This is a genomic window from Pseudomonas sp. PDM26 (genome assembly GCF_019219185.1).
GTDB lineage: Bacteria > Pseudomonadota > Gammaproteobacteria > Pseudomonadales > Pseudomonadaceae > Aquipseudomonas.
Genome location: NZ_JAHUWC010000022.1, coordinates 70,459 through 93,850 on the forward strand (window position 1 = coordinate 70,459; position 23,392 = coordinate 93,850).

Annotated in this window: 20 protein-coding genes and 1 pseudogene; 3 read left to right on the forward strand and 18 right to left on the reverse strand. The window is 59.9% G+C overall.

From position 1 onward, the window contains the following. From KW849_RS30430 to KW849_RS30450, 5 genes are all read right to left on the reverse strand, one after another. Positions 1-873, reverse strand: coding sequence for an ABC transporter permease (locus KW849_RS30430; RefSeq protein ID WP_218433774.1), 873 nt, complete (start codon positions 871-873; stop codon positions 1-3). Further along, the gene (locus tag KW849_RS30435; protein WP_151213984.1) at positions 870-1,826 is read right to left on the reverse strand and encodes an ABC transporter permease; all 957 of its coding nucleotides are present in this window, start codon (positions 1,824-1,826) and stop codon (positions 870-872) included. The genes KW849_RS30430 and KW849_RS30435 overlap by 4 nt, the downstream gene beginning before the upstream one ends. Positions 1,827-1,872: 46 nt before the next feature. Continuing rightward, entirely contained in the window at positions 1,873-3,516 is a 1,644-nt protein-coding gene (locus KW849_RS30440) for an ABC transporter substrate-binding protein (RefSeq protein ID WP_218433780.1), read from the reverse strand. A gap of 93 nt (positions 3,517-3,609) precedes the next feature. Continuing rightward, on the reverse strand, positions 3,610-4,884 hold the full coding sequence (locus KW849_RS30445) for an FAD-binding oxidoreductase (protein WP_218433782.1): 1,275 nt from the start codon (positions 4,882-4,884) through the stop codon (positions 3,610-3,612). Between the two features lie 36 nt (positions 4,885-4,920). After that, entirely contained in the window at positions 4,921-5,589 is a 669-nt protein-coding gene (locus tag KW849_RS30450; protein ID WP_218433811.1) for a haloacid dehalogenase type II, read from the reverse strand. Between the two features lie 862 nt (positions 5,590-6,451). Between KW849_RS30450 and KW849_RS30455 the strand changes: the two genes are divergently transcribed. After that, a complete protein-coding gene (locus KW849_RS30455; protein ID WP_218433813.1) occupies positions 6,452-7,939 on the forward strand; it encodes an aldehyde dehydrogenase family protein in 1,488 nt (495 codons plus the stop codon). A 203-nt stretch (positions 7,940-8,142) separates the two neighbouring features. On the opposite strand, the gene KW849_RS30460 is transcribed toward KW849_RS30455, so the two are convergent. From KW849_RS30460 to KW849_RS30490, 7 genes are read right to left on the reverse strand one after another with little or no spacing between them, the layout of a single operon-like run. Further along, positions 8,143-8,847, reverse strand: a complete 705-nt coding sequence (locus KW849_RS30460) for a 2-oxo acid dehydrogenase subunit E2 (RefSeq protein ID WP_218433814.1) — start codon at positions 8,845-8,847, stop codon at positions 8,143-8,145. A 3-nt stretch (positions 8,848-8,850) separates the two neighbouring features. Beyond that, positions 8,851-9,084, reverse strand: a complete 234-nt coding sequence (locus KW849_RS30465) for a lipoyl domain-containing protein (protein WP_108219369.1) — start codon at positions 9,082-9,084, stop codon at positions 8,851-8,853. Positions 9,085-9,088: 4 nt separating this feature from the next. After that, positions 9,089-10,114: an alpha-ketoacid dehydrogenase subunit beta gene (locus tag KW849_RS30470; RefSeq protein WP_218433815.1), complete on the reverse strand. Its 1,026-nt coding sequence runs from the start codon at positions 10,112-10,114 to the stop codon at positions 9,089-9,091. 24 nt (positions 10,115-10,138) lie between these two features. Beyond that, on the reverse strand, positions 10,139-11,218 hold the full coding sequence (locus KW849_RS30475; protein WP_256357464.1) for a 2,3-butanediol dehydrogenase: 1,080 nt from the start codon (positions 11,216-11,218) through the stop codon (positions 10,139-10,141). Positions 11,219-11,274: 56 nt separating this feature from the next. After that, positions 11,275-12,264: a thiamine pyrophosphate-dependent dehydrogenase E1 component subunit alpha gene (locus KW849_RS30480; RefSeq protein WP_218433817.1), complete on the reverse strand. Its 990-nt coding sequence runs from the start codon at positions 12,262-12,264 to the stop codon at positions 11,275-11,277. A gap of 12 nt (positions 12,265-12,276) precedes the next feature. After that, entirely contained in the window at positions 12,277-13,857 is a 1,581-nt protein-coding gene (locus tag KW849_RS30485; RefSeq protein ID WP_218433818.1) for a GMC family oxidoreductase, read from the reverse strand. Between the two features lie 50 nt (positions 13,858-13,907). Next, on the reverse strand, positions 13,908-14,426 hold the full coding sequence (locus tag KW849_RS30490; RefSeq protein ID WP_218433819.1) for a transcriptional initiation protein Tat: 519 nt from the start codon (positions 14,424-14,426) through the stop codon (positions 13,908-13,910). Positions 14,427-15,113: 687 nt separating this feature from the next. Between KW849_RS30490 and KW849_RS30495 the strand changes: the two genes are divergently transcribed. Further along, positions 15,114-17,063, forward strand: a complete 1,950-nt coding sequence (locus tag KW849_RS30495) for a sigma-54-dependent Fis family transcriptional regulator (protein WP_218433820.1) — start codon at positions 15,114-15,116, stop codon at positions 17,061-17,063. Between the two features lie 61 nt (positions 17,064-17,124). Here the strand turns inward: KW849_RS30495 and KW849_RS30500 are convergent, their stop codons facing one another. The 4 genes and pseudogenes from KW849_RS30500 to KW849_RS31635 form a co-directional block, all read right to left on the reverse strand. Further along, positions 17,125-17,676: a VOC family protein gene (locus KW849_RS30500; protein WP_218433821.1), complete on the reverse strand. Its 552-nt coding sequence runs from the start codon at positions 17,674-17,676 to the stop codon at positions 17,125-17,127. A 260-nt stretch (positions 17,677-17,936) separates the two neighbouring features. Further along, complete coding sequence (locus KW849_RS30505) at positions 17,937-19,349, reverse strand: aldehyde dehydrogenase family protein (RefSeq protein WP_218433822.1); 1,413 nt, start codon at positions 19,347-19,349, stop codon at positions 17,937-17,939. A 5-nt stretch (positions 19,350-19,354) separates the two neighbouring features. Next, on the reverse strand, positions 19,355-20,404 hold the full coding sequence (locus tag KW849_RS30510; RefSeq protein WP_218433823.1) for a homoserine dehydrogenase: 1,050 nt from the start codon (positions 20,402-20,404) through the stop codon (positions 19,355-19,357). A gap of 126 nt (positions 20,405-20,530) precedes the next feature. After that, a pseudogene (locus tag KW849_RS31635) lies at positions 20,531-20,614 on the reverse strand (YqgE/AlgH family protein); the annotation flags it as partial. A gap of 400 nt (positions 20,615-21,014) precedes the next feature. Between KW849_RS31635 and KW849_RS30515 the strand changes: the two are divergent. Further along, the gene (locus tag KW849_RS30515) at positions 21,015-21,326 is read left to right on the forward strand and encodes a DUF6124 family protein (protein ID WP_218433824.1); all 312 of its coding nucleotides are present in this window, start codon (positions 21,015-21,017) and stop codon (positions 21,324-21,326) included. Between the two features lie 211 nt (positions 21,327-21,537). On the opposite strand, the gene KW849_RS30520 is transcribed toward KW849_RS30515, so the two are convergent. Both KW849_RS30520 and thrC read right to left on the reverse strand, forming a co-directional pair. Next, positions 21,538-21,975: an Lrp/AsnC family transcriptional regulator gene (locus KW849_RS30520; RefSeq protein ID WP_008003746.1), complete on the reverse strand. Its 438-nt coding sequence runs from the start codon at positions 21,973-21,975 to the stop codon at positions 21,538-21,540. 22 nt (positions 21,976-21,997) lie between these two features. Continuing rightward, on the reverse strand, positions 21,998-23,377 hold the full coding sequence (gene thrC / locus KW849_RS30525; protein ID WP_218433825.1) for a threonine synthase: 1,380 nt from the start codon (positions 23,375-23,377) through the stop codon (positions 21,998-22,000). Positions 23,378-23,392: the final 15 nt, after the last annotated feature.

Below are 23,392 nucleotides of genomic sequence, written 5' to 3' on the forward strand. Positions count from 1 at the left end.
TCAATGACCTCCCGAACGTCGACTACGTCGCGACGACAGTCGGTCGATAAACAGATTCACACCGATGGTCAGGGTGCCGATGGCCAAAGCCGGAATCACGATGGCAGGCGCACCCTGGTAGAGACCGCCGATGTTTTCGCGCACCAGCGACCCGAGATCGGCATCCGGCGGTTGCACACCCAGGCCAAGAAAACTCATACCGCTGAGCAACAACACAATGAAACCGAAGCGCAGCCCCAGATCTGCAAGCACCGGGTTGAGCATATTCGGCAGAATTTCCACGCAAGCCACATACAACCGGCGCTCGCCACGGGTACGAGCTACCTGCACGTACTCCAGCGCTTCAATGTTCACCGCCATGCTGCGGGCGATGCGGAATGCGCCTGGGGTGAAGCTCAATACCGCCGTGCAGATCAGCAAGGTGACCGAGGAGCCAAAGGCCGAGACCATGATCAGCGCCAGCATCTTGCTGGGGATCGAAATGAAGGCGTCCATCAAGCGACTGATCAACTCATCCAGCCACTTCGGCGACACCACCGACAGCAATGCACAACTGGTCCCCAGACCGCTGGCCAACACCGCGGCCACCAACGCCAGGCCGACGGTGAATCGTGCGCCGACGAGGATCCGGCTGAGCATGTCGCGACCCAGGTAATCGGTGCCGAACGGGTAAGCAGCGCTCAGGTTTTCGAAGACATTGTCGGAGACCACTTCCCCCACCGGATGCGGTGCCAGCCATGGGCCGAAGATAGCCACCAGCAACCAGATCACACACATCGCAGCGCCGATCAGGCCGAGCCAGGACGATCCGTGGGAAACCTTGCCCAGCGCCAATTTGGTAGTAGCCGGCGATTTCACAATGAGATTGTTCATTGATTTCTCAGCCTCGGATTGGAAAGAATCGCGCACAGGTCGGCAATCAGCACCAACGTCAAATACGCCGTACAAAACAACATGGTGCAGGCTTGAACCAGGGCCATGTCGCGGTTGGTCACGGCATCGACCATCAGGCTGGCGATGCCGGGGTAGTTGAAGATCGTTTCAACGATCACCACCCCGCCCAACAGGTAAGACAGGCTCAAGGCGATGGCATTGGCGATGGGCCCGATGGCGTTGGGCAAGGCATGGCGTAGAACGATCCGAATCTTGCTCACACCTTTGAGCCGGGCCATTTCCACGTAAGGGCTGTCGAGCTGATCGATCACCGCCGCCCGGGTCATGCGTGCCATCTGCGCGACAATCACGCAGCACAGCGTCATCACCGGTAAGGCGTAAGTGCGCATGAATTGCCAGGGCGAAGTGATGTCACTGGCGTAGGACAACGCCGACAACCAACCCAGGTTCACCGCGAAAATCAGCACTGCCAGGGTCGCAACCAGAAACTCTGGCACCGCCACCATGGTCAAGGTAAAAAAGCTCAGGACACTGTCGATGCGCCCGCCCCGGCCCATGGCCGAACCGATGCCCAGAATCAACGCCACCGGCACTGATACCAGCGCCGTGGCGGCCGCCAGCATCAGGGTGTTGGGCAAACGCCCGGCCATCAAGTCGCTGACCGGCATGGCGTTGGACACCGACTGCCCCATGTCACCGCTAAGCAGGCTCATCAACCAGTGCAGGTAACGCAACACACCGGGCTGATCCAGCCCCATTTTCAGGCGCAAGGCTGCCACCTGCTCGGGCGTGGCGAATTGCCCCAGAGACTGTTGTGCCGCGTCTCCCGGCAGCACCGCCGTGATGGCGAACACCACCATGGACACAATCAACAAGGTCACGATCGCCGCGCCCAGGCGCCGGCCGATCAACCACAGTGTGTTGCTGTTCATCACCCTATCCTCATGCAATGTAGCTGCAGCAAAAACCCGACTTTCATCAAGCGTCCAGCCAGACCTGCTCGGCAAACATGTACCCCATGAAACCGCCCAGGGGGTTGGTGCCGTAGCCCTTGACTCGCTGATCGGCACCATCGATGTTGCTGATGAACACCGGCACGCCGATACCGCTGTGCTCATGCACCAGGGTTTGCATATCTGCGTACATCTTGCCGCGCTTGGCCTCGTCGGTTTCACCTCGGGCTTGTACCAACAGTTGGTCGAACTGTTCGTTTTTCCAGCCGGACTCATTCCAGGGTGCTGTCGACTGGAAGAACTGCGAGAAAAGCATGTCGGCATTGGGCCGCGGATTGATGTTGCCAAAGCTCAGCGGGTGCTTCGCCCAATGGTTGGACCAGTAGCCATCGCTCGGCAGACGGTTGACGTCGAGCTTGAGCCCCGCCTGTTTGGCTGACTGCTGCAGCAGCACGGCGATGTCCACAGAACCTGTCGCAGCTGGCGAGCACATCAGCGGCATGGTGATGCTTTCCATGCCGGCCTTTTTGAGCAGAAACTTGGCTTTTTCCGGATCGTAGGCACGTTGTGGCAGGTCGGCGTTGAAGAAGCGCGCACCGGGTGCGATCGGGTGATCGTTGCCGACCCTGGCGTAGCCACGGAATATCGCCGACTTGATCTGCTCGCGGTCCAGCAAGTATTTCATGGCCTGGGTGAATTCCGGGCTTTGGCCTGGCATCTGGTCTTGACGAATGATCAGGTCAGTGTAGTTACCCGACGGCGAGTCCACGACCCGATGCTTGGTGCTGGCCTTGATGCGAACCGTTGAGCGCGGGTTAACCTCGTTGACGATGTGCACGTCGCCCGACAACAGGGCGTTGATCCGTGACGGCTCGTCGGCAATGGCGATAAATTCGATCTCGTCCAGATACGGCAAGCCGGGTTTCCAGTAATTGGTATTGCGCACACCAATCGAACGCTCCCCGGGTTTGAACTCCTTGGCCTTGAACGGACCGGTACCGATACCCTGGCTGAAATCGCTCGTACCCTCGGGAACGATCAACATGTGAGAGATGGCAAGAACCGACGGCAATTCAGCATTCGGGCCGCTCAATTGAATCTGCACTTCGTGGGTGCCGACGGCCTTGACCTCAGCGAACTGCGACGCCAGCGGCAGGACCTTGGAACCGGTGATTGGATCCTTGTGCCGCAACAGAGAAAACACCACGTCGGCCGCTGTCAGAGGCTTGCCGTTGTGGAAGGTCACGTCCTTGCGCAGGCTGATCACCCAGAGCGTGGCGTCAGTGGTTTCGATACGCTCGGCCAACTCTAGCTGCGGCACCATATGGCTGTCGAAACGCGTCAGACCGTTGTAGAACATGTAATGGCGCACGTAGTCGGTGGACGACGAACCTTTGGCCGGGTCCAGGGTGTCGGCGGTGGAACTGGACGAGCCTGCGACGCGGATACGACCGCCGGGCTTGCCTTTGCCAGGGCTTGCAGCTTCCTCGGCAAACAGCTTGCCGGCGGCGCCGAACAGGCTGCCGGCACCCGCGACGGCCACTCCGGCCAATCCCAGCATTTGCAATGCATTGCGGCGTGACATGCCACGATTGAGCCCTTCAAAAACACGCAGACTTTCTTCACCGGTGATCAACTGGGAGTCGATATTCTTTTTATCGTCAGTCATGTCAGTCCAACCTTTCGCAAATGATAAGGCTCAAGTGCTGGCGATTAAGCGCAGCGTGATTGAAACGTAAAAATGAGAAGCAACCACATGAACTCAGTGCAGGTAGTCCTGCAGGCGGTAATACGCACCCACCAGAGGCAGGAACCAGGGTTTGCCGAAATGCCCGGGAATGGCCGGCCAATCGAGTTCGCGCCACGGGTTGGCCTCGACCTTGCCGGCCATGACCTCGGCCATGACCTGCCCCATGTGCACCGACATTTGCACCCCATGACCGCTATAACCCATGGAGTAATAAACCCCTCCATGCTGCCCGGCCCGGGGTAACCGATCGGAGGTCATATCCACCAGGCCACCCCAGCAGTAGTCGATCCTCACGCCAGCCAGTTGCGGAAACATCTGGACCATCGCCGCCTGCAATACCTTGCCGCTCTTGGCGTCGGAAATGCTGTCGGACATGGCAAACCGGGCACGACCGCCAAACAGCAAGCGGTTGTCCGGCGTCAGGCGGAAGTAGTTACCGATCATGCGGCTGGTGACATAGGAACGCCGTGCCGGTAGCAAGCTGTCGATCAGGGCCTGCGGTAGCACCTCGGTGGCGATCACGAAACTGCCCACCGGTACGATCCGCCGCCGATACCAGCCCAATCCGCCCTGCTGGCACGTGCCTGTGGCCAGCAGAACCTGCGTGGCGTGTAGCGAGCCCTTGGTGGTATTGACCTGATAGCCGCCGGCACTGGCTTTCCAGTCCGTCACCGTCACGCCTTGAAAGATCAGCGCGCCGTGACGGGCTGCCGCCTCGGCCAGTCCGACACCGAAGCGCCCGATGTGCATCTGCACGCCGTTGCGTTGCAGCATGCCTCCATGGAACTGGGCCGAGTTGGCTTCAGCACGGGCCTCTTCTGGAGAGAGCAACTCGACATCGGCGTCGACCTCCCGCCGAATCAATTCGCAGGTGCGCGCCAAACCTTCGTAATGCATCGGTTTGGCAGCCAGCTTGAGCTTGCCATTGCGTTTGAGGTCGCAGGCAATCTGCTCCTGCTCCACCAATGAAACGACGCTCTGTACAGCGCTTTCATAGGCCTGGTAATAAGCACGCGCCTTATCAGCGCCGAGGCTGGCGCTGAGTGCCGCGTAGTCCTGGGCAACGCCGGTGCTGCAGTGGCCACCATTGCGCCCCGAAGCCTCGCCAATCACCCGCCCGCCTTCCAGCACCACCACACTGGCCCCCTTCAAGGCCAGGGCGCGGGCCGCGGCCAGGCCAGTGAGACCACCACCGACGATGGCCACATCGACCTGCCCGGGCAATGCGCCGAGCTGTGCACCGGTGAATTGCGGTGCGGTATCGAGCCAATAGGACTCACTGCCCATGTCTAACCCCTTTTGCCTTGAAGAGTGCCCTGAGACTTAGAGACCGACCAACCCGGGCAATGCGCCGATATCCGGGATCTGGTGGTAGCCATAGACGGCATTCGCCGGCTGTTCATGACCACGAGCAACGAAGGCCTTGTTCTTGATCTTCATGTCGTGGGCCGGCATCAGGTCGTAACGGAAGCTCGAGGACACATGCAAAACGTCCTCAGGCCCGCAGCCGAGGTTATCGAGCATGAACTCGAAGGCGGCCAGGCGCGGCTTGTAGGCCTGGGCTTGTTGGGCGGTGAAGACTTTATGGAAGGGAGCGCCGAGCTTGTCGACGTTGGACATGATCTGCTCGTCCATCGCGTTGGAGAAAATCACCAGGGGAATCTTGTCGGCGATTTTTGCCAGGCCGGCCGGTACGTCGGCATGTGGCCCCCAAGTCGGTACGGCGTCGTAGTAGAGTTGGCCTTCACCCCGGTACTCGACACCCCAACGCTTACAGACGCGCGCCAGGGCGGTCTTGATGATCTCATCATACGGCCGCCAGTCACCCATCACCTGATCCAGACGATAGGCGGAGAAGTCCTTGACGAACTGATCCATTTGCTCAAAAGGGACACGATCGGCGAACAGTTCGCGCGTCATGTTTCCCATTTGAAAGTTGGTCAACGTGCCATAGCAGTCAAAGGTAATAAACTTGGGTCGAAGAAAGCTCATGAGTGCGGTCCTTAATGATGGTTGAGGTCATGACGGGGCAAGCAATTACTCCGTTCTGGAAGCATCGGAGCAACGCTGCATCACGGATTTATTACAACACCAAGAGACCATGCATAAACTGTTAAAAGTATAGGCTGCTTGGTACAAACCACCGTTTTGCAGGGCTTGCTCAGCAGACTTTGCGGGATGCTCCAGACCCGGGCGCTCCACCCCCTGTTTCTACGCCTTTGCGGGCTTTTATGGTGCGCTGGCAAGCCACGCACAACGCAATGTGCGGCAGTATTCATGACTGGCGAAAGGAGAACGGGGGCATTTTCTGAGGCGCGCCCGCTGATTGTGCTGCGAGGTGAGGCGGGGCCAATCAAGCGTCAATGCGCTTGGGGACAACCTTGCTTCTATATAGCGATAGGCGTGACATACCGGTCAAAGCAACATCTGTACGCGTCGTGACAGCTCTACAAAGGCGGCGCATTGCACGATGCAGCACCACGTCCCTTCCTGCTTATCTATATGGCCCACCACCGCCACCGATGAGCCTGCGACCGCACTGACCGGTAATGGTCTCATTGAGCTGTCTATCAGCAAGGTTTCTGACGAAATCGGGTCAACTTGCGCTCATACAAAGTCAGCCTGACAGATACGGCAGATTCTCCCTTGCAAACCTCAAGAACAGCACATTTCATCTGGCACGCTTTGTTAGCTTATTGAGAAGACGCGGCATAGCGATGTCCTGGTCGCCACGGCGATGTTCTGGTGATTTCCACGTTCGGCTTGATCTATGTTTCAGCGGCCTTGCAGGGTCGCGAGCCAGACCGCCCTCTGCTGCTTGCAGTGCCTATTACCGCTCAAGGGAGCCAGTTGGATGACAATACAATCTTCGAATAGCTACAGCGTTGATCCGCAAACGTCTCACAAATTTTATATCAATGGCTGTTGGTCTTCCCCGGCAATCCCGGCAAGTTTGCCGGTGGTCAATCCGGCCACTGAAGAGGTCGTTGCGCAGGTCGCGCAAGGGTCCGCCGAGGATGTTGATCGGGCAGTCGCTGCGGCGCGTGCAGCATTTGCTGGTTGGTCTGCCACCTCGGCAGAATCACGCGCGCTTTTCCTTGGAAAAATCTACGACCTGATCCTTGAACGAAAAGAACAGCTTGCCCAGGCGATCTCTCTGGAAATGGGCGCTGCCATCGGTTCCGCACGAGCCATGCAAGTGCCTCTTGCAGCCGAACACGTTCGGGTCGCACGTGATCTGCTGTCCACTTATCGTTTCCAGACGGTTGAAGGTGGAACCGCGATTGAACGCGAACCCATAGGCGTCTGCGGTCTCATCACTCCGTGGAACTGGCCGCTTTATCAAATCACCGCGAAAGTCGCCCCGGCTATTGCTGCCGGATGCACTGTGGTCCTCAAACCAAGCGAACTGTCGCCTCTGAGCGCCCTTCTTTTTGCACAACTGGTCCATGACGCAGGCCTTCCACCAGGCGTCTTCAACCTCGTGAACGGAAGTGGATCCGAGGTCGGCGCTGCGATGGCTGCGCACCCTGATATCGATATGATTTCGATTACCGGCTCCAACCGCGCGGGCGCGCTGGTCGCACAGGCGGCCGCCCATACGGTGAAGCGCGTCACACAAGAATTGGGAGGCAAATCCCCGAACATTCTGCTTCCCGACGCCGACTTTGCCAAAGCCGTCCCACTGGGCGTGATGTCAGCGTTGCGCAACGTCGGACAATCGTGCAGTGCGCCGACAAGAATGATCGTACCTAAGGACCGGCTGGCGGAGGTTGAAACGCTGGCAGCCGAAACCGCCAATGCGATCATCGTGGGTGATCCGCGATCGGAAGCTACGGTGCTCGGTCCGATTGCCAACGAGGCCCAGTTCAATCGCGTGCAAGCCATGATCGAGGCTGGCCTGAGTGAGGGTGCAAAACTCGTTTGCGGCGGACCAGGACGTGTGCCGGGTTATGAGAAGGGCTTCTACACTCGACCGACAGTATTCTCCGACGTAGATACCGCAATGCGCATCGCCCAAGAAGAAATTTTCGGGCCGGTGCTGTGCATCATTCCGTATGAGACGATCGATGAGGCGGTCGTTATCGCGAACGATACGGTATACGGCCTGAGCGCCCATGTTCAGTCTCAGGACCTTGATCTAGCGCGTGCAGTGGCCTCTCGTATCCGCGCGGGACAAGTGCTTCTGAATTACCCCGCCTGGAATCCGATGGCTCCATTCGGTGGTTATAAACGTTCTGGTAATGGTCGTGAGTATGGTGTCTACGGTTTTGAGGAATACCTGGAAACCAAGGCAATCATTGGATTCGGCGGATCACTTGATAGTACTTCCCGCACGTAGAACTCATTCAAATGTTCGGTGCCGTCCAATTCGGCTAGCCACCGATGCGGACGCCCATCGCACAGACCGGTTGAATCCACAGCCAAAAGCGGACGCTTTTCAAACGTCCGCTACGGCTGAATTGTCTTAAGGAAATCGACTCGTCCTCAGCCTTTTTCGCTCAGCCTCCAGGCCGGCTTCGATACTGACGCGCCAGATCCGGCTCATGGTGGCTCTACCCCTTCGATTCGTTGGCACAGATCATCGAGGAAGTCTGCGGCAGGAGCACCATTCACGGCCCGGTGATCGAAGGTCAGCGAAAGGCCCATGAAGTCGCGCTCTGATAACGAACCATCGGCGCCTCGTTGCAGGCGACGCTGGATGCCTCCCAGCCCGATAATGGCCACCTGAGGGACATTGAGGATGGGCGTGAAGAAACGCACCCGCGACAGCCCCAGGTTGGTCACGGTCACCGTGGCGCCCGTCAGCTCCTTCACCGAGAGCTTCCCGGACAGTGCCTTGTCCACCAGGGCCCGGCGTGCAAGTGCCAAGCCCTGCGCATCCAGTTGGTCGGCATCGAACAGTGCGGGCGCCACCAGCAGATCGTCCGGCAGCGGGATCGCCAGACCGAGATGCACCGAACCATGCCGCGTGATCTGGTTATCCTGCAGGGTTGCGTTGAGTCCCGGATGGTTCTTCAGGGAACATACGATCTCAAACAGCAGCAGGTCCTGGAGCGATACCTGGCTACCCGCAGCCTTCAGCTGCGCCCGTTTCGCCTGCAGGTTGGTCAACTCGCATTCAGCGTGGTGAGTCAGTTGCGCGGCAGTCTGCAAGCTTTCGCTCATCTTCGCAGCGATCATTTTTCGCATGCCTTTCAAGAGCACGGTGCTACCGGTACGGGCAGCAACATTCAGTATGTGCCCCATGGCTCACTCCACTAACCCGATGGTCGCGCCTTTGGCGACCACCGCGTCTTCTTCTTCGAGGATTTTCAGCACGCCCGAAGCCGGCGCCTCGATCTCGAACTGGGCCTTTTCAGACATGATTTCTGCCACCAGGTCGCCTTGGCCAACTTCCGCGCCGTCACTGACCAGCCAGGAGGTGATCACGGCTTCAGCGTCGCCTTCCCAGAGGTCGGCGGGAATCAGGATTGAGTTGGACATGTCGTTACTCCTCGTTCTTCAGGTTCTGGTAGGCCGCAACGATCTTTGCTGCGCAAGGCAGCGCCCATTGCTCCATCGGCGGTGTGAAAGGAATCGGAATGTCGGGGAAAGCCACTCGCTGCGGGCGCGCCTTGAGCATCCCGATGTCGTGTTCGACGACGCTAGCGATGATTTCGCCGCTCACACCAAAGCTGTGGTAGTCCTCGTCGACAACGATGAGTCGGCCGGTCTTGCGCACAGAGGCGATGACGTGCTCACGGTCCAGCGGCACCAGACTGCGCAGGTCCACGACTTCGGCGCTGACACCCTGCTGCTCCAACTGCCGGGCAGCGCGCAGCGCGTGATGCACGCCGGCGCCCAGGCTGACGATACTGACATCACTGCCTTCGCGGACCGTCTTCGCCTTGCCGATCTCCACGGTATAGGGTTCCTCCGGTACAGCCACCGTGGCGCCCTTTTCGGTACCCAGCCAGCCCATGCCCTGCAGCGACTTGTGGAACAGGTAGATGACCGGGTTGTCATCACGAATGGCGGCGGTCATCAGGCCCTTGGCGTCGTAGGCGTTGCTCGGCACCACCACCTTCATGCCAGGCAGGTGAGCGAAGGTGCCGTAAAGGCACTGCGAATGCTGCCCGCCGTCGGAGTAGCCGGCACCGGTGGATGCCATCAGCACCATGGGCACGCTGACCTTGCCGCCGGAGAAGTAGGTGTTCTTCGCCATCAGGTTGTAGATCGCGTCCATACAGACGCCGAAGAAGTCGACGAACATCAGTTCGACAATCGGACGCATGCCGTCAGAGGCCGCGCCCACGGCAGCGCCGATGAAGGCGGTTTCCGAGATAGGCGTATCGCGAATGCGCGCGCTGCCGAATTCTTCATGCAGGCCACGGGTATTGCCGAACACCCCGCCGAGTTGGCCAATGTCCTCGCCCATCACGAAGACGCGTGGGTCGAGGCGCATTTCCTGGGCCATCGCCTCGGCCATGGCGCGGGCGATGGTGAGTTTGCGTTCTTTGATTGTTGCGGACATGTCTCGTTTCCTCCGTCGATGGGATCAGTGACGGGCAGCGGCAGGCGCGGACGGCCTGACGATGATCTTCACGTTCTGGTCCTTGTTGTTGACCAGCTCCTCGAAGCCCTGCTCGAGGATGTGTTCCAGTTCGATCCGCCCGGTGATCAGCGGAGTGACGTCCAGGCGGCCGTCGGCGATCAGGGCGATGACATCGGCGAACTCACCGTTGTAGGCCAAGGCGCCAATGACCTGCTTTTCGGTGGCGACGATTTCGAAGAAGTTGAATTCGCTGGGCTCCTCGAAGATGCCCACCATCACGCAGCGCCCGCCCTTGCGAATGACATCGATAGCCAACTTGGCAGTGCTCTTGTGGCCGATGCACTCGAAGGAAACCGCGGCACCATATCCATCTGTCAGTTCGCGCACCGAAGCAATGGCATCGCACTGGCTGGGGTCAAGCACCTCGGTGGCCCCCACCTCAAGCGCCTTCGCCTTGCGCGCCGTGGACATTTCGAGCGCGATGATCCGGGCCGCACCCGCGGCACGGGCGCACATGATGGTGCACAGACCGATGGTTCCAGCGCCGACTACCACCACTGTCTGGCCGAGGAGGCTGCCGGCCTTCTTCACCGCGTGCATGCCAACTGCCAGAGGTTCGATCAGCGCGCCGGCCTCATCAGGGAAACCTTCCGGTAGGCGGTACAGCAGATTTGCCGGGATGTTGACCAGTTCAGCGAACGCACCGTTGTTCATCAATCCGGTGAAGGCGAGGTTCTCGCACAGGTTGTATTGGCCCTGCTGGCAGAACCAGCATTTGCCGCAATGCTGGCAAGCATCGGCGGCCACACGCTCACCTACTGCAAAGTTCTGGACCCCCTCCCCCACGGAGACAATCTCGCCGCAGAACTCGTGGCCGAGAATGCACTGCCCTTTGAGGCCAGTCAGTGGATGGGCAGTATCAGTGGGAATGAATACCGGCCCGGCCAGGTATTCGTGCAGGTCCGAGCCACAGATGCCGCACCATTGCACACGGATTTGCACCCAGCCCGCCTGAGGTTGTGGCGGGCAGGCAACGTCCTGCAGGCGGATGTCGCGTCGGCCATGCCAAACTGCGGCCTTCATCGTCGGTTGTCGGTACATGTCGGTCTCCTTCTTGTCGTTGTTGTGGCGGGCTCCGTTCACACGAACACCCTTTCCAGAGCTTCTTGCGGTGCCGGATAGGCACTGTCGCGGGCGAACTGCACCGCAGCGTCGACGCGTCCTCGGGCACGTTCTTCAATGGCGGCGGCGCCGACCTCGTCCAGCACGCCCAGATCCAACAGGCGTTGGCGGTAAACCGGAATCGGGTCCTTTGCCAGCAGGGCTTGCTTCTCGCCGGCAGGACGGTAGGTTTCGCCGTCACCCATGAAATGGCCGGCCAGGCGGTGAGTTTCGATCTCGATCAGGCTCGGCCCTTCACCGGCACGGGCCCGAGCAATGGCCTCACCGGCCGCGGCGAAGATCGCGTCGGCGTCGTTACCCGGGACGAACACGCCGGGCATGCCATAAGCGGCAGCACGCAGGTAGTTGCGCTCGATGGCAGTCGAAGAGGCCTTGGCCACCGAGATGCCCCAGGCGTTGTCCTCGATGACGAAGACCACCGGCAGCTTCCACAGCGCGGCCAGATTCAGGGTTTCGTGGAAGGCTCCCTGGTTCGCTGCGCCTTCACCCAGGTAGGCCACGGCGACTCCGGACTTACCCTGTAATTGGCGCGATAACGCAGCACCCACCGCAGGGCCCATGCCTTGGGCGATGATGCCGGAGCAGGAGAAGTTCACCCGTGCGTCGAACAGGTGCATATGGCCGCCGCGGCCGCCAGACAGGCCGGTCTTTTTGCCGAAGATCTCGGCGACCATCTCGTCCAGGTCTACGCCCTTGGCCACGGCGATGTGGTGTGGGCGGTGAGTGGCGGTGACGATGTCCTCCACCGCGAGGTGGGCGCAGACACCGACGGCGCAAGGCTCCTGACCGTTGGACAGGTGCATCTCACCGGGAATTGGCCCATTGGCCATGTTGAATACAGGCGTCTTGCCTTCCATGTAGATTCGTTCGATGGACTCCTCCAGGTAACGGCTGACGAGCATCTGCTCGAGCATCCAGAGTCGCTGGGCTTTGCTGGGTGTGGTCATGGGATTGGCTCCTCAGAGGGCGCGCTGGTTCATCAACGCGCCGATGTGCTCGGCCTGGCGCAAGGCCAGGGCGACAATGGTCAGGGTCGGGTTCTGCCCGCCGCTGGTGGTGAACTGGCTTCCGTCGGAGACGAATAGATTGGGGATGTCGTGGCTCTGGCCCCATTTGTTCACCACGCCGTCGGAATCCTTGGCGCTCATGCGGTTGGTGCCCATGTTGTGACTGGCCGGGTAAGACGGCAGGCGGATCACCTCGGTGGCACCGACCGCCTCGTAGCACTTGCGGGTCTGCTCCACACCGTGATTACGCATGGCGGTGTCGAAGGCATGGTCGTCCTTGTGCACCACCGGGACGGGCAGGCCGTACTGGTCCTTCTCGGCGCCGTGGAGGGTGATGCGGTTGCTCTCCATGGGCAGGTCCTCACCGCACAACCACACGCCGGACATATGGTCGTAGCGCTCCATCCGCGAAGCGAAGGCACGCCCCCAGCCCTGCGGGGTCGGATCGAGGAAGGCGGACATGAACGGCAGGCCGAGGGACAGGATTTCCAGCCGGTAGCCACCGACGAAGCCCCGCGAAGTGTTGTTGTACGACTCGTCGGAAATGATTCCGGCACAGGTGGTGCCCCGATACATGTGAATCGGCTTGGGCAGCACTGCGTAGATGCCCGCGGTGGTGTGACACATGTAGTTGCGCCCAACCTGACCGGAGGAGTTGGCCAGGCCGTCCTTGAACATCGAGGACTCGGAGTTGAGCAACAGGCGCGGCGACTCGATGGAATTACCGGCCACGCACACCACTCTGGCCTTCTGGCGCTGCTGGCGACCCTCGGCGTCGGCGTAAACCACCCCGGTGACTCGGCCGCGGGCATCATGTTCGATGCGAAGCGCCATGCTCTGCGGACGCACCTCACAGTTGCCGGTAGCCTCCGCGCGGGGGATATCGGTGTAGAGAGTCGACCACTTGGCGCCGATGCGGCAGCCCTGCATGCAGAAGCCGATCTGCATGCAACCGGGACGACTGTCATAGGGCTGCGTGTTGATCGCCATGGGGCCGGACTGGATTTCCTTGTAGCCAATGCGTTGGGCGCCTGTGGCCAGGACCTTGAAGGAGTTGTGCCATTGGTGATAAGGCATTCCGGTGCTTGGACCGGTCACGCCCATGTGCTTCTCAGCCTTGACGTACCAGGGCTCCAGCTCCTCATAGCTGATTGGCCAGTCCAGCACATTGGCGCCCTTGATATCGCCGTTCTCGGTGCGCATGCGAAACTCGAAGTCGCGAAAGCGCAAGGCCACGCCGGCCCAGTGCACGGAACTGCCGCCCACCGCTTTGACGATCCAGGCCGGCAGGTTCGGGTGGTTGCGTGCCACGTCCCAGCCGCCGGTGGCGATGCGTTTGTCGAGCCAGGAAATCTTGTTGAACATGGCCCACTCATCGTTTTCGATGTCGGACATCTCGTAACGCTTGCCGGCTTCCAGCACCACGGTACGGATTCCTTGCTTGGCCAAGGCGTGAGCCAGGGTCCCGCCACCGGCGCCCGAGCCAATGATGACGACGACATCGCTGTCGTCCTGGGAGTATTTCGCTGCCATGGGGTTAACCCTCATTGTTGGAATGGATGGAGCCGCGAAGAGAAGGCTGATCAGAGCCAGTCGAGGTCGTTGAAGCCACGCGCGATATAGCCACCTTTCTCCACCGACGAGCCCTCGTAGCCAAACAGTGGGAACAGCGTCTTGTTGTCGTAGATGCCAAACATCAGCGCACTGCGGGTTTCGCGGAAGAACGGCGTGGTCTCGATCTCGCGAAGCAGGGCGACACGATCATCCTCACTGACGATCTCTTCAAAAGGCCGGCCCTGTGTGGCGCGGGCTCGCCCCTGCAGGGTCTTCAAGCCATCGTTGACCAGGTCCGGGTGTTTACCGAGCAGCTCGACCAGCGACTTGGCATACGGCGCATCGCCGAGCCGGTCATGGGGATAGATATCGCGCCCCATCTGCAGCAGCCCGGCGGGCAACCGGGGCAACACGTCGTCGGCGATGACGGTGACGGGAATGAGCTGGCTGAAAACGGCGGTAGCGCCGATGATCAGGGCCGACTGCCCCGAAAGACTGAGGAAGCGCCGGCGGCTCAGAGGGCCACTCAGGGGTGAAGAGTCATGCATGGCAGAGCTCCAGGCTTTTGCCGGCACGCCTGTAAGGTGGGAACAGGTGTGGCCGACGTTATTGTTATTAGTCCGGGTGCCTTTTCGGCCCCTTCGGTAGTGAAGGGGCAACTTGTGTGCCAATGCCAAAAACCAATCTTAACCTGCTGTTTTTAAATGATTTTTTATCAATAAAAAAACATCTTTCGAGCATGACCTGTAAAGCGAAGGCTTTACACCTGTAAGCATCCGTCCAGGCGTTTTACATGCGTAAAGGCTGGCGATACCTGAACTGAGTGCGAGATCGCAGCGGCGGCATTGCCGGGCACCGCCAACAAATAAGGGGGCCATTTACCTAATGCCAGTCAGTTAAGGGACCGACCAGCGCTGATTAACCTGTGGCGAGGGAGCTTGTCGGATCGCCGCACCGTCCCGCCGGGCAGCGAAGCGGCCCCAACAAATGGGCCTGCTGCGCAGTCCAGCGGGAGCAAGCTCCCTCGCCACGGGTTCAGTGCCTCGGCTTAACTGATCGGCATTAGGCCATTTACCGGTCTTCTGGCGGTGGGCCAGCCGTGATCAACGAGGGAAGTGACAGCGCAGGGCTAAACTCGTAATGTGATTGCAACCGTGCCAGCCCGCCCCCCACGTGCTGATGCCAAACAAGAACAAGATCGTCACGGACCCCTCATCCCGTGCCCGGGAGGCCGCATGAGCACCCTTTCGACCCCCAGCCTGCACATCGACACTGTGCTGTCCTACGCCAGCGATAGCGCCGGGCACGAATCCATCATCACCCGGTCCTGGAAGCGTTGTATCCAGGATTACGGTCTGGATCCGGCCAAGCCCGCGCCACCGCGGTTTGTTCCGCGTCAGGTATTGCGCGAACACCAGGACCACGCGGACGAGCTGATCAACGTGGCCCGTGCAGGCGTCGAGCAGTTGTACCGCCACATCGCCGAGCTGGGGTACGTCATTCTCCTCACCGATAGCCGGGGGATCACCGTGCAGTTCCTCGGCGATCCACTGGATGAAGCGGCGCATCGCAAGACCGGCCTGTACCTCGGCGCCGACTGGAGCGAGAACCACGCAGGAACCTGCGCGGTGGGGACCTGTATCAAGGAGCAACTGCCGCTGACCTGCCACCACCATGATCATTTCAGCGCCCATCACATCGCCCTGACCTGCACTGCAGTGCCCATCTTCAATCCCCACGGGCAGCTGCTGGCCGTGCTGGATATCTCGGCATTGAATTCACCACCGTCCAAAGACTCCCAGCAATTCGCCCTGCAACTGGTCAAGCAGTACGCGCGAATGATCGAGGATGCCTACTTCCTGCGCCGCTACCGTGAAGCTCATATCCTCTGCTTCGACCGTTCCCGCGAGTTCGTCCTGATCAATCGCCAGTACCTGCTGGCGATTGCCGGGGATGGCAGTCTCCTGGCGGCGAATACCGCGGCCCGTGTACTGCTCGCCGAATGTGGCTTGCAGTTGCCGGAGCGGCCTTCGGCACTGGCGCGCCGGATCGGTATCCAGGATCTGTTCGACTGCGAACCTGAAGACATCTTCAGCATCCCCCGCGCCAGCCCCGACCAGGTACGCGCCTTCCGTACCCACCGTCAAAACGCCCTGTTCTTCGCCGCGTTGATGGAGCCCAGCCGAGCGCCCGTTACCCCTCAAGCTCAACGTTCGAGTGAGGAACGCTGCCCGCTGGATGATCTCTCCGACGATGACCCCGCCATGCGCAAGATGCTCGCTCGTGCCAAGCGACTGTGCAACGAGCCGCTGAACGTGCTGCTCAATGGCGAAACCGGTACCGGCAAAGAACGCCTTGCCCGCGCTTTGCACGACAGCAGCAACAGGCGCAAGGCCCCCTTCGTCGCCATCAACTGCGCGGCAATGCCTGAGTCATTGATAGAGAGCGAACTCTTCGGCTACCAGCCAGGCACCTTCACCGGGGCACGCAGCAAGGGTATGCGAGGGCTGATCCAGCAGGCCGATGGCGGCACACTGTTCCTCGATGAAATCGGAGACATGCCGCTGCATCTGCAGACGCGGCTGCTGCGCGTGCTTGCCGAGCAGGAAGTGATGCCACTGGGCAGCGAAAAACCGATCAAGGTCAATATCCGCGTCATCGCGGCCAGTCACCGCGACCTGCGGCAGTTGATTGAACGAAACGAGTTTCGCGAAGACCTCTACTACCGCCTCAATGGCGCGATCCTGCGCCTGCCGGCGCTGCGCGAACGGGCCGACAAGAACTACCTGATAGAACGCATTTTCAGAGAGCTCTGTGAACAGCGCCAACGTCCCGCACGAATCCGGGGCGACGCCATGAGTGCTCTCCTCGGCTACGCCTGGCCAGGCAATATCCGCGAGCTGCGCAATGCGTTGCAGTACGCGCTGGCCACCGCGGAGACGGATGAGATCACGGTGAACGACCTGCCCGAAGAATGCCTGCCGAGCGTCAATCAAAAACAGGCCAGGCGTTCGGTTCCCGTACAGGAACGACAGACATCCCACGCACGCGAAATCGAGGACTGCTTGCGCAGGCAGCGCTGGAATGTCAGCGCCGCGGCACGCGAGCTCGGCATGTCGCGCCCGACCCTATATCGCTGGATGAAGCTTCACAACATCGTTCCTCCCAACGCCCTGGACAGCTAAACCAAAAGTTTCAAATGCCCGTAACCGGCCCGAGCCGGGCCGGCCGGGCTTTCAAGTCGAATCAGTGCTCAGGTGTGCGCGGGTCCCAGAGAAGGCGCGTCTCTCCTTTCTCGTAGCCCATCCCGTCCGGGAAACTCACCAGCTCCAGCTGCAGCCCCCAGGGCGCCAGGAAGTACACCCAGGTCAGGCCCTTGGCCGGGCCATCGGTGAAGGTCGATGGCGTATCCAGTACCTGCACGCCACGAGACTGCAGATACTCCACCGCCGCCGCCATGTCGTCCACATAGAACGCCAAGTGGTGCCCGCCGACGTCGCTGTTGCGGGGCAATCGACGATTCTGGTCGGGAGCTGTGTACTCGAAAATTTCGAGGTTGGTGCCATTGCCACATCGGACCATCTGGAAGTCGCGAATAGACGCGCGCGGATGCACGTTGAGGTGCCGCTCCATCCAGTCGTCTTCAAAACGGAACTCGCCAAAGGTGAAGTATGGCTCGCAGCCAAGCACCTCGACGAAGAAGGCAACAGCCTCAGACAGGTTCGGCACCGTGATGCCGATATGCTGCATGCCGCGCATTCCCGGCAGAGCGTCATTCAGGTTGTTCTTGTGGGTCATGAGTGTCTCACTTGTTGTTGTACGAGATTCGCCAGCTTCGTGCTGACTCATCCCCTGCTGCACACCCAATGCCACAAACTAACCCATTGATTTTAATAGTAGTCACTCCCGCCGTTGGCAGCAGCGGTGTAAAGGCCTTTACAGCTGCAAGGCGTTACAACACACCGCCCATCTGCTCTCGCCCCATTCAGCAAAACGCATTGGGCCGGTGTCCAAACCGACCCAATGCCATACGAGCTGATCCATTTACCGCGAATCGACTAACCCAGCGTGTTAAGGCACACCACCTTGGGTTGGGTCATTTCCTCGTAGGCAAAACGCACCCCTTCCCGGCCCAGGCTACCGTACTTGGAACCGCCAAACGGCATTGCATCGAAGCGGTAGTCGGAAGAGTCGTTGATCATCACTCCCCCGGCTTCGATCCTCCGTGCGGCGCTCATCGCGGTTGCCAGATCATTGGTGAAGATCCCGGCATGCAGGCTGTATTCGGGTTCATTGGCCAACGCGATGGCTTCATCGAAACTCTCGAAACACTGCAGTACCACCACCGGAGCGAAGACTTCGTTGCGCCAGAGTCGACTGGCGTGATCGACGTTTTCCAACACGGTGGCGGCGTAGCACGATCCTATACGCCGATGGCCGCAGAGCAACGTGGCGCCCTCCTGCAAGGCCTCGTTCACCACTTGCTCGGCATTCTGCGCGGCTTGCGCAGTAATCATGGGGCCGATATCGGTATCGGCCAGCAATGGATCGCCGACCACAAGCGCACGGGCCTGGCTGACGAATCGCTCTCGGAACGCTTCATAAATCGACGCCTGAATCAGCAAGCGCTGGGTGCCTACGCAGTTCTGCCCCGCTGCCCAAAAGGCTCCGGACACGCAACTCTCGACAGCGGCCTCAAGGTTGCAGTCGCCCATGACGATGACCGGCGCATTGCCGCCCAGGTCCATGGCGAGTTTCTTCAACCCGGCCGTGCGGGCGATCTGCTCTGCGGTGACGAAACCGCCGGTGAAGGAAATCATCCGCACCTCACGGGCGGCGACCAGCGCCTTGCCCAGTTCCGCACCGCCGGTGGCGACTGTGACCACGGACTCAGGCAAGCCTGCCGCGACCAGATAAGACACCAGTTTAATGGCCGACAATGGCGCGAGCTCGGAGGGTTTGAGAATCACCGCGTTACCGCCCGCAATGGCCGGACCGAGTTTATGCGCCACCAGGTTCAACGGATCGTTGTACGGCGTGATCGCAACGATCAGACCCAGAGGTACACGGGAAAACCAGCCCTGACGCGATTCGGAACCTTCATAAGCGTCGAAAGGCACCACCTCCCCGGCATTGCGCCTGGCCTCCTCGGCCGACAGCTTGAGGGTGTTGACGCAACGCTTGACCTCCTTTTCCGCCTGTTTGAGGGTCTTCCCGGCCTCATCGACGATCAGCCTGGCAAACACACCGGCATCACGTTCGATGTTGATTGCGGCTTGCTCAAGAATGCGAGCCCGACGATGACGCGCTAACGCGGCGCACGCTCGTGCACCACTGCGTCCCGTCTCCAACAACTGCGGAACTTGCGACGCACAGACATTCGTTACGCTACCGATGACAGAACCGTCATAGGCGTTAAAGACTTCAATGGGCGGTTCCACGATATCCAGAACCAGGCGCGATAATTTCACAGGGTTTACTCCTGGTTGCGGGCAGTGGATTGATGGATGCTGATGATGTCCGAGAGCAGCGCAAACGCTGTTTCCGTACGCCCGGCTCCCGGCCCCGAAACCGTCACCGCACCCAGCAGTTCGGAGGTAAACGACACCGCGTTGGTCGCGCCACCGACACTGGCCAGCGGATGGTCGTTGTTCAACAGCCGCGGTTCGACACTGGCACTGATCGAACCGTCGGCATGGCGCATCGCCGACCCGATCAGCTTCCAGCGAGCGCCGTCCTGTCGGGCTTTTTCGATGTCGCCAAGGCTGAGGGACGAAATGCCGCTGCACGTGACGTCACTGACCGTCAGCTTTGCGTCCAGCAGTTCATTCGCCAGGATCACCACCTTGAGGCGTACGTCATGCCCCTCGACATCCGCCGTCGGATCGGCTTCGGCGTAGCCCAGTTCCTGAGCCTTGGCAACGGCCTCGGCAAACCCCAGGCCGCCTTCCATGCTGGTGAGCACGAAGTTGGACGTGCCGTTGAGAATCCCTTCAAAACCGACAATGGAGCTGCCTGCCAGCGCCTGCCGGGCCAGGCGGATAACCGGTGTGCCGCTCATGACCGAGCCTTCGTATTCAAAGGCGACATGCTTGCGTCGAGCCAGTGCCTTGAGCTCGGCGCCGTGCAAGGCGATGGGGCCCTTGTTGGTGGTGACGACATGCTGGCCGCCCTCCAGCGCCCAACGACAGAACGAAGTCGCCGGTTCACCGTCCACCGGGTTGGTGAAGGTGGCTTCAACAATAATGTCCGCGCCGGAGTCCTTGATCACCGCTTCATTGAGGGCTGTGACGTCGCCACCCGGCAGTTGCGCCAATGCACCTTTGGCTGCCGGCAATTGGGCGAGCACATTGGCATCCAGCCCTTCGCGGCCAATCACCGAACCGAGAAACAAGTCCGTCACACCGACGATTTTCAGGGTGAAGCCCAGTTCTGTTTTCCACTGTTCGTTACGTTCGGCAATCAGCTGAGCCAATGCCCGGTTAACACCACCAAAGCCAACCAGCGCCAATTTGTATTCAGTCATTTTGTTATGCCCTTGATCCGGGTGATGGGTTGTTGGGCACTAGGTTAGGGCTGGGACCAGGGCAGTGAAATAGGCCAATTTGCTCTATTTTGTGGGCGTTTTGACCAGTGTCAGGACAAAGCTTCAGAATCGGGTAGGAGCGAGCTTGCTCGCGAAAAACCGAAGAACGCCGCGTGGTGTCAGGCTTGCAGCGTTATCGTTGGCGACCATCGTCGGAACGCCGCCCGGAGCCAGCTCGCTCCTACAGGTTTTGGGCCTATAGATAGGGCCTGTTTAACGGCTGTCAGTGTTACTCGATGAAAGCTACAACGCCTTGCGTCGTTGCCTACAGGTACGCCAGAATCCGCCGGCTTGTGCGCCCTGGAAGCCATCGGTAACTTGGCCCGCGTCACTGATTTCCAGTGATCGGGTTTAGCAGCCCGTGGTATTTGAAGATCGTACGAGTGTCCGTCAGGCAGGTATTCAATACCTGCATTTGATGGTGGCTGTGCGTAGGGCGCCCTTGGGCGCGCCGGCTTTCTTCTTTTCCCCGGTCTGCTAACCTGCGTACAGCCGCCACCCCTCGTTTAGCAGCGACGGCGTGGCTGCACTACAACAGGAAAAGAAAATCATGTTCAAGGTCACACCCAATCCCCCGAACAATGATCCGGCAATATCTTCCGAACGCATCCCCTCTGCCGCCGACCTACAGGCCACTCCCCGCAAACTCTGCAGCATGTTCATCGTCAATCCGCAACTCGATACCGAAACCCTGTTGGCTCACGCCTGCGAGTCACTGGCTTCGGCCAATGTCATGACGATGGATCTGGCGGACCGGACGCAGGGATCGAGTCGCAATACACTGCTGGGTATTGCTCAGGTCATCATGCTCGGCGAGCTGGCGGTGAATCGGGCGCTGGATCGAATCGATCGGCCTGAGTAGAAGATCAAAAGATCGCAGCCTGCGGCAGCTCCTACATGGGTCCGCTGCGACCGTCATTTTGCGCGTGTACGCAAAACCCGTAGGAGCTGCCGCAGGCTGCGATCTTTTGACTTTCAATGCCTGTGCAACCACTCGATAAACAGCGCAAATGCTCGCGATGCACGCAAAAAAAAGCCAACACACGTTGGCTTTTAGCGGTACGAAAAATGGGCTACACGACAGACGACAGCACAAAGGAGGTCACGGTGTTTTCCACCCCGGGCAACGCGGCAATTTCAGTCCAGACCTTGTGCACCCGCTGTGGGCTCGCAGCGCCCACCCGCAGCATCAAGTCGAATTCACCGCTCATGACATCGCACTGGATGACTTCCGGAATGGCCCGCAGCGCTTGCAACACTTCCGCCCCCCGCATCCGGTCGTAGCGGTAAACGAAAATCACCGCGTTGATGTTCGAAGTGGCTTGTCGTCCCTCCCCCGTGCGTACCGTATATCCCTGTATGACCCCGTCGCGTTCAAGTCTTTCTATACGCTGGCGCACCGCATTGCGTGACAGATTGACCTTGGCCGCCAGCTCGGCATGTGCAGCCCTGGCATTGAGCTGTAGTTCCGCGATGATGTGTTCATCGAGAGGGTCCAGAATTCGCTTCACTTGGCCTCCTGTTGCCGCGCCTTCACAGCGCGCTGAGCAGCTCATGGATGGTATCGAGGTCGTCCGGTTGAATCCGGTAAACCTGCGCCTGTCCTTGCGTCGTGACCTCAGGGTGCAGCCCCGCCACACTGATGCCCAACTCGCCAAGCAGTGCCGCCGACTTGACCGGTGAGATTTCCCCCAGGGTCACCATTGGCGCCACCAGGCTTCGCCGATACAACCGGGCGGCCAGCACGCCGGTGGCTGTATGCGGGTCGATGACGTATCCCGTGTCGCGATACAGCGAGGTGATTTCCGTCAGCGTCTGCTCATCACTGACCGCGTAGGAGTCGATGATCATCCGCGCCTGCAACCAGAACTCGTTGGCGATGACCATCTCGCCGCTGGACTCAAACCCTTCCATCAGGGCACACACCGCCTGATCGTCACGCCCGTAGAGCTCCCAAAGGAACCGTTCCAGATTGGAAAAGATCGACAGGTCCATGGCAGGCGAAAGCGTCTTGTTGGCTCGTGACCTGCTGTAGTGGTTCTTCTGAAACAACTGGTGCAACGCGTCATTCTGATTGGTCGCAACAATCATCTGGGTGATCGGCAGACCCATTTTTTGCGCGATGTAGCCTGCATACACTTCGGCAAAACTCGCCGCCGGTACGCTGAAGCCGATCGGACGTTGACCACCCCCCAGTTGCAACACCGCGTGGAAGTAAAACACCAGTTGCGCCAACACGCTGACCCAGTTACTCGAGTTGAAACTGATCGCCTCGTGCTGCGTATTGGGCCATTGCTGGAACAACTGGGTGACGATGGTCTGGCACTCGTCGAAGCTGCCATTCACTGCAAACTGATGAACCCTTGGGTGCGCCGCTGCTTGCAGATGCAGGAGTTGGTCCAGGGGTACGCCCTTCTCTGGGTAAAACACCACCACGCAGGTGTCCTCGCAGTGCTTGAACGCCTCGATGGCCGCCAGCCCCGTATCGCCGTTGGTGGCACCGATCACCACCCCGCGACGCCCGCGCTTGCGCAGAAAATACGGCACCAGCCGTGCCTGCAACTGCGCGGCAAAATCCTTTGAGGAGCGAGTCGGCCCGTGGAACAGTTCCAGCACCCACTCGTTACGATCGACCTGATGCAAAGGCGCCAGGGAACGATGGCGGAATTGACTGCCCGCCTCTTTGAGCAGGCGCTTGAGGTCTGCCTCGGGGATCGCCTCCCCCACGAACGGACTGATCACTCTGTAGGCCAGTTCGTCATAGGGCAAGGTCGACCAGTTGGCAATGTCCTGTGCTTCAAACAGTGGCAGTTCGAGCGGCACGTACAGCCCACCGTCCTCGGCAATGCCCGACAATACGACCTGTTCGAAGTCGACCTGCACGGCCGAATTTCGGGTACTTACATAACGCATGGTTGGCTCCGGCCA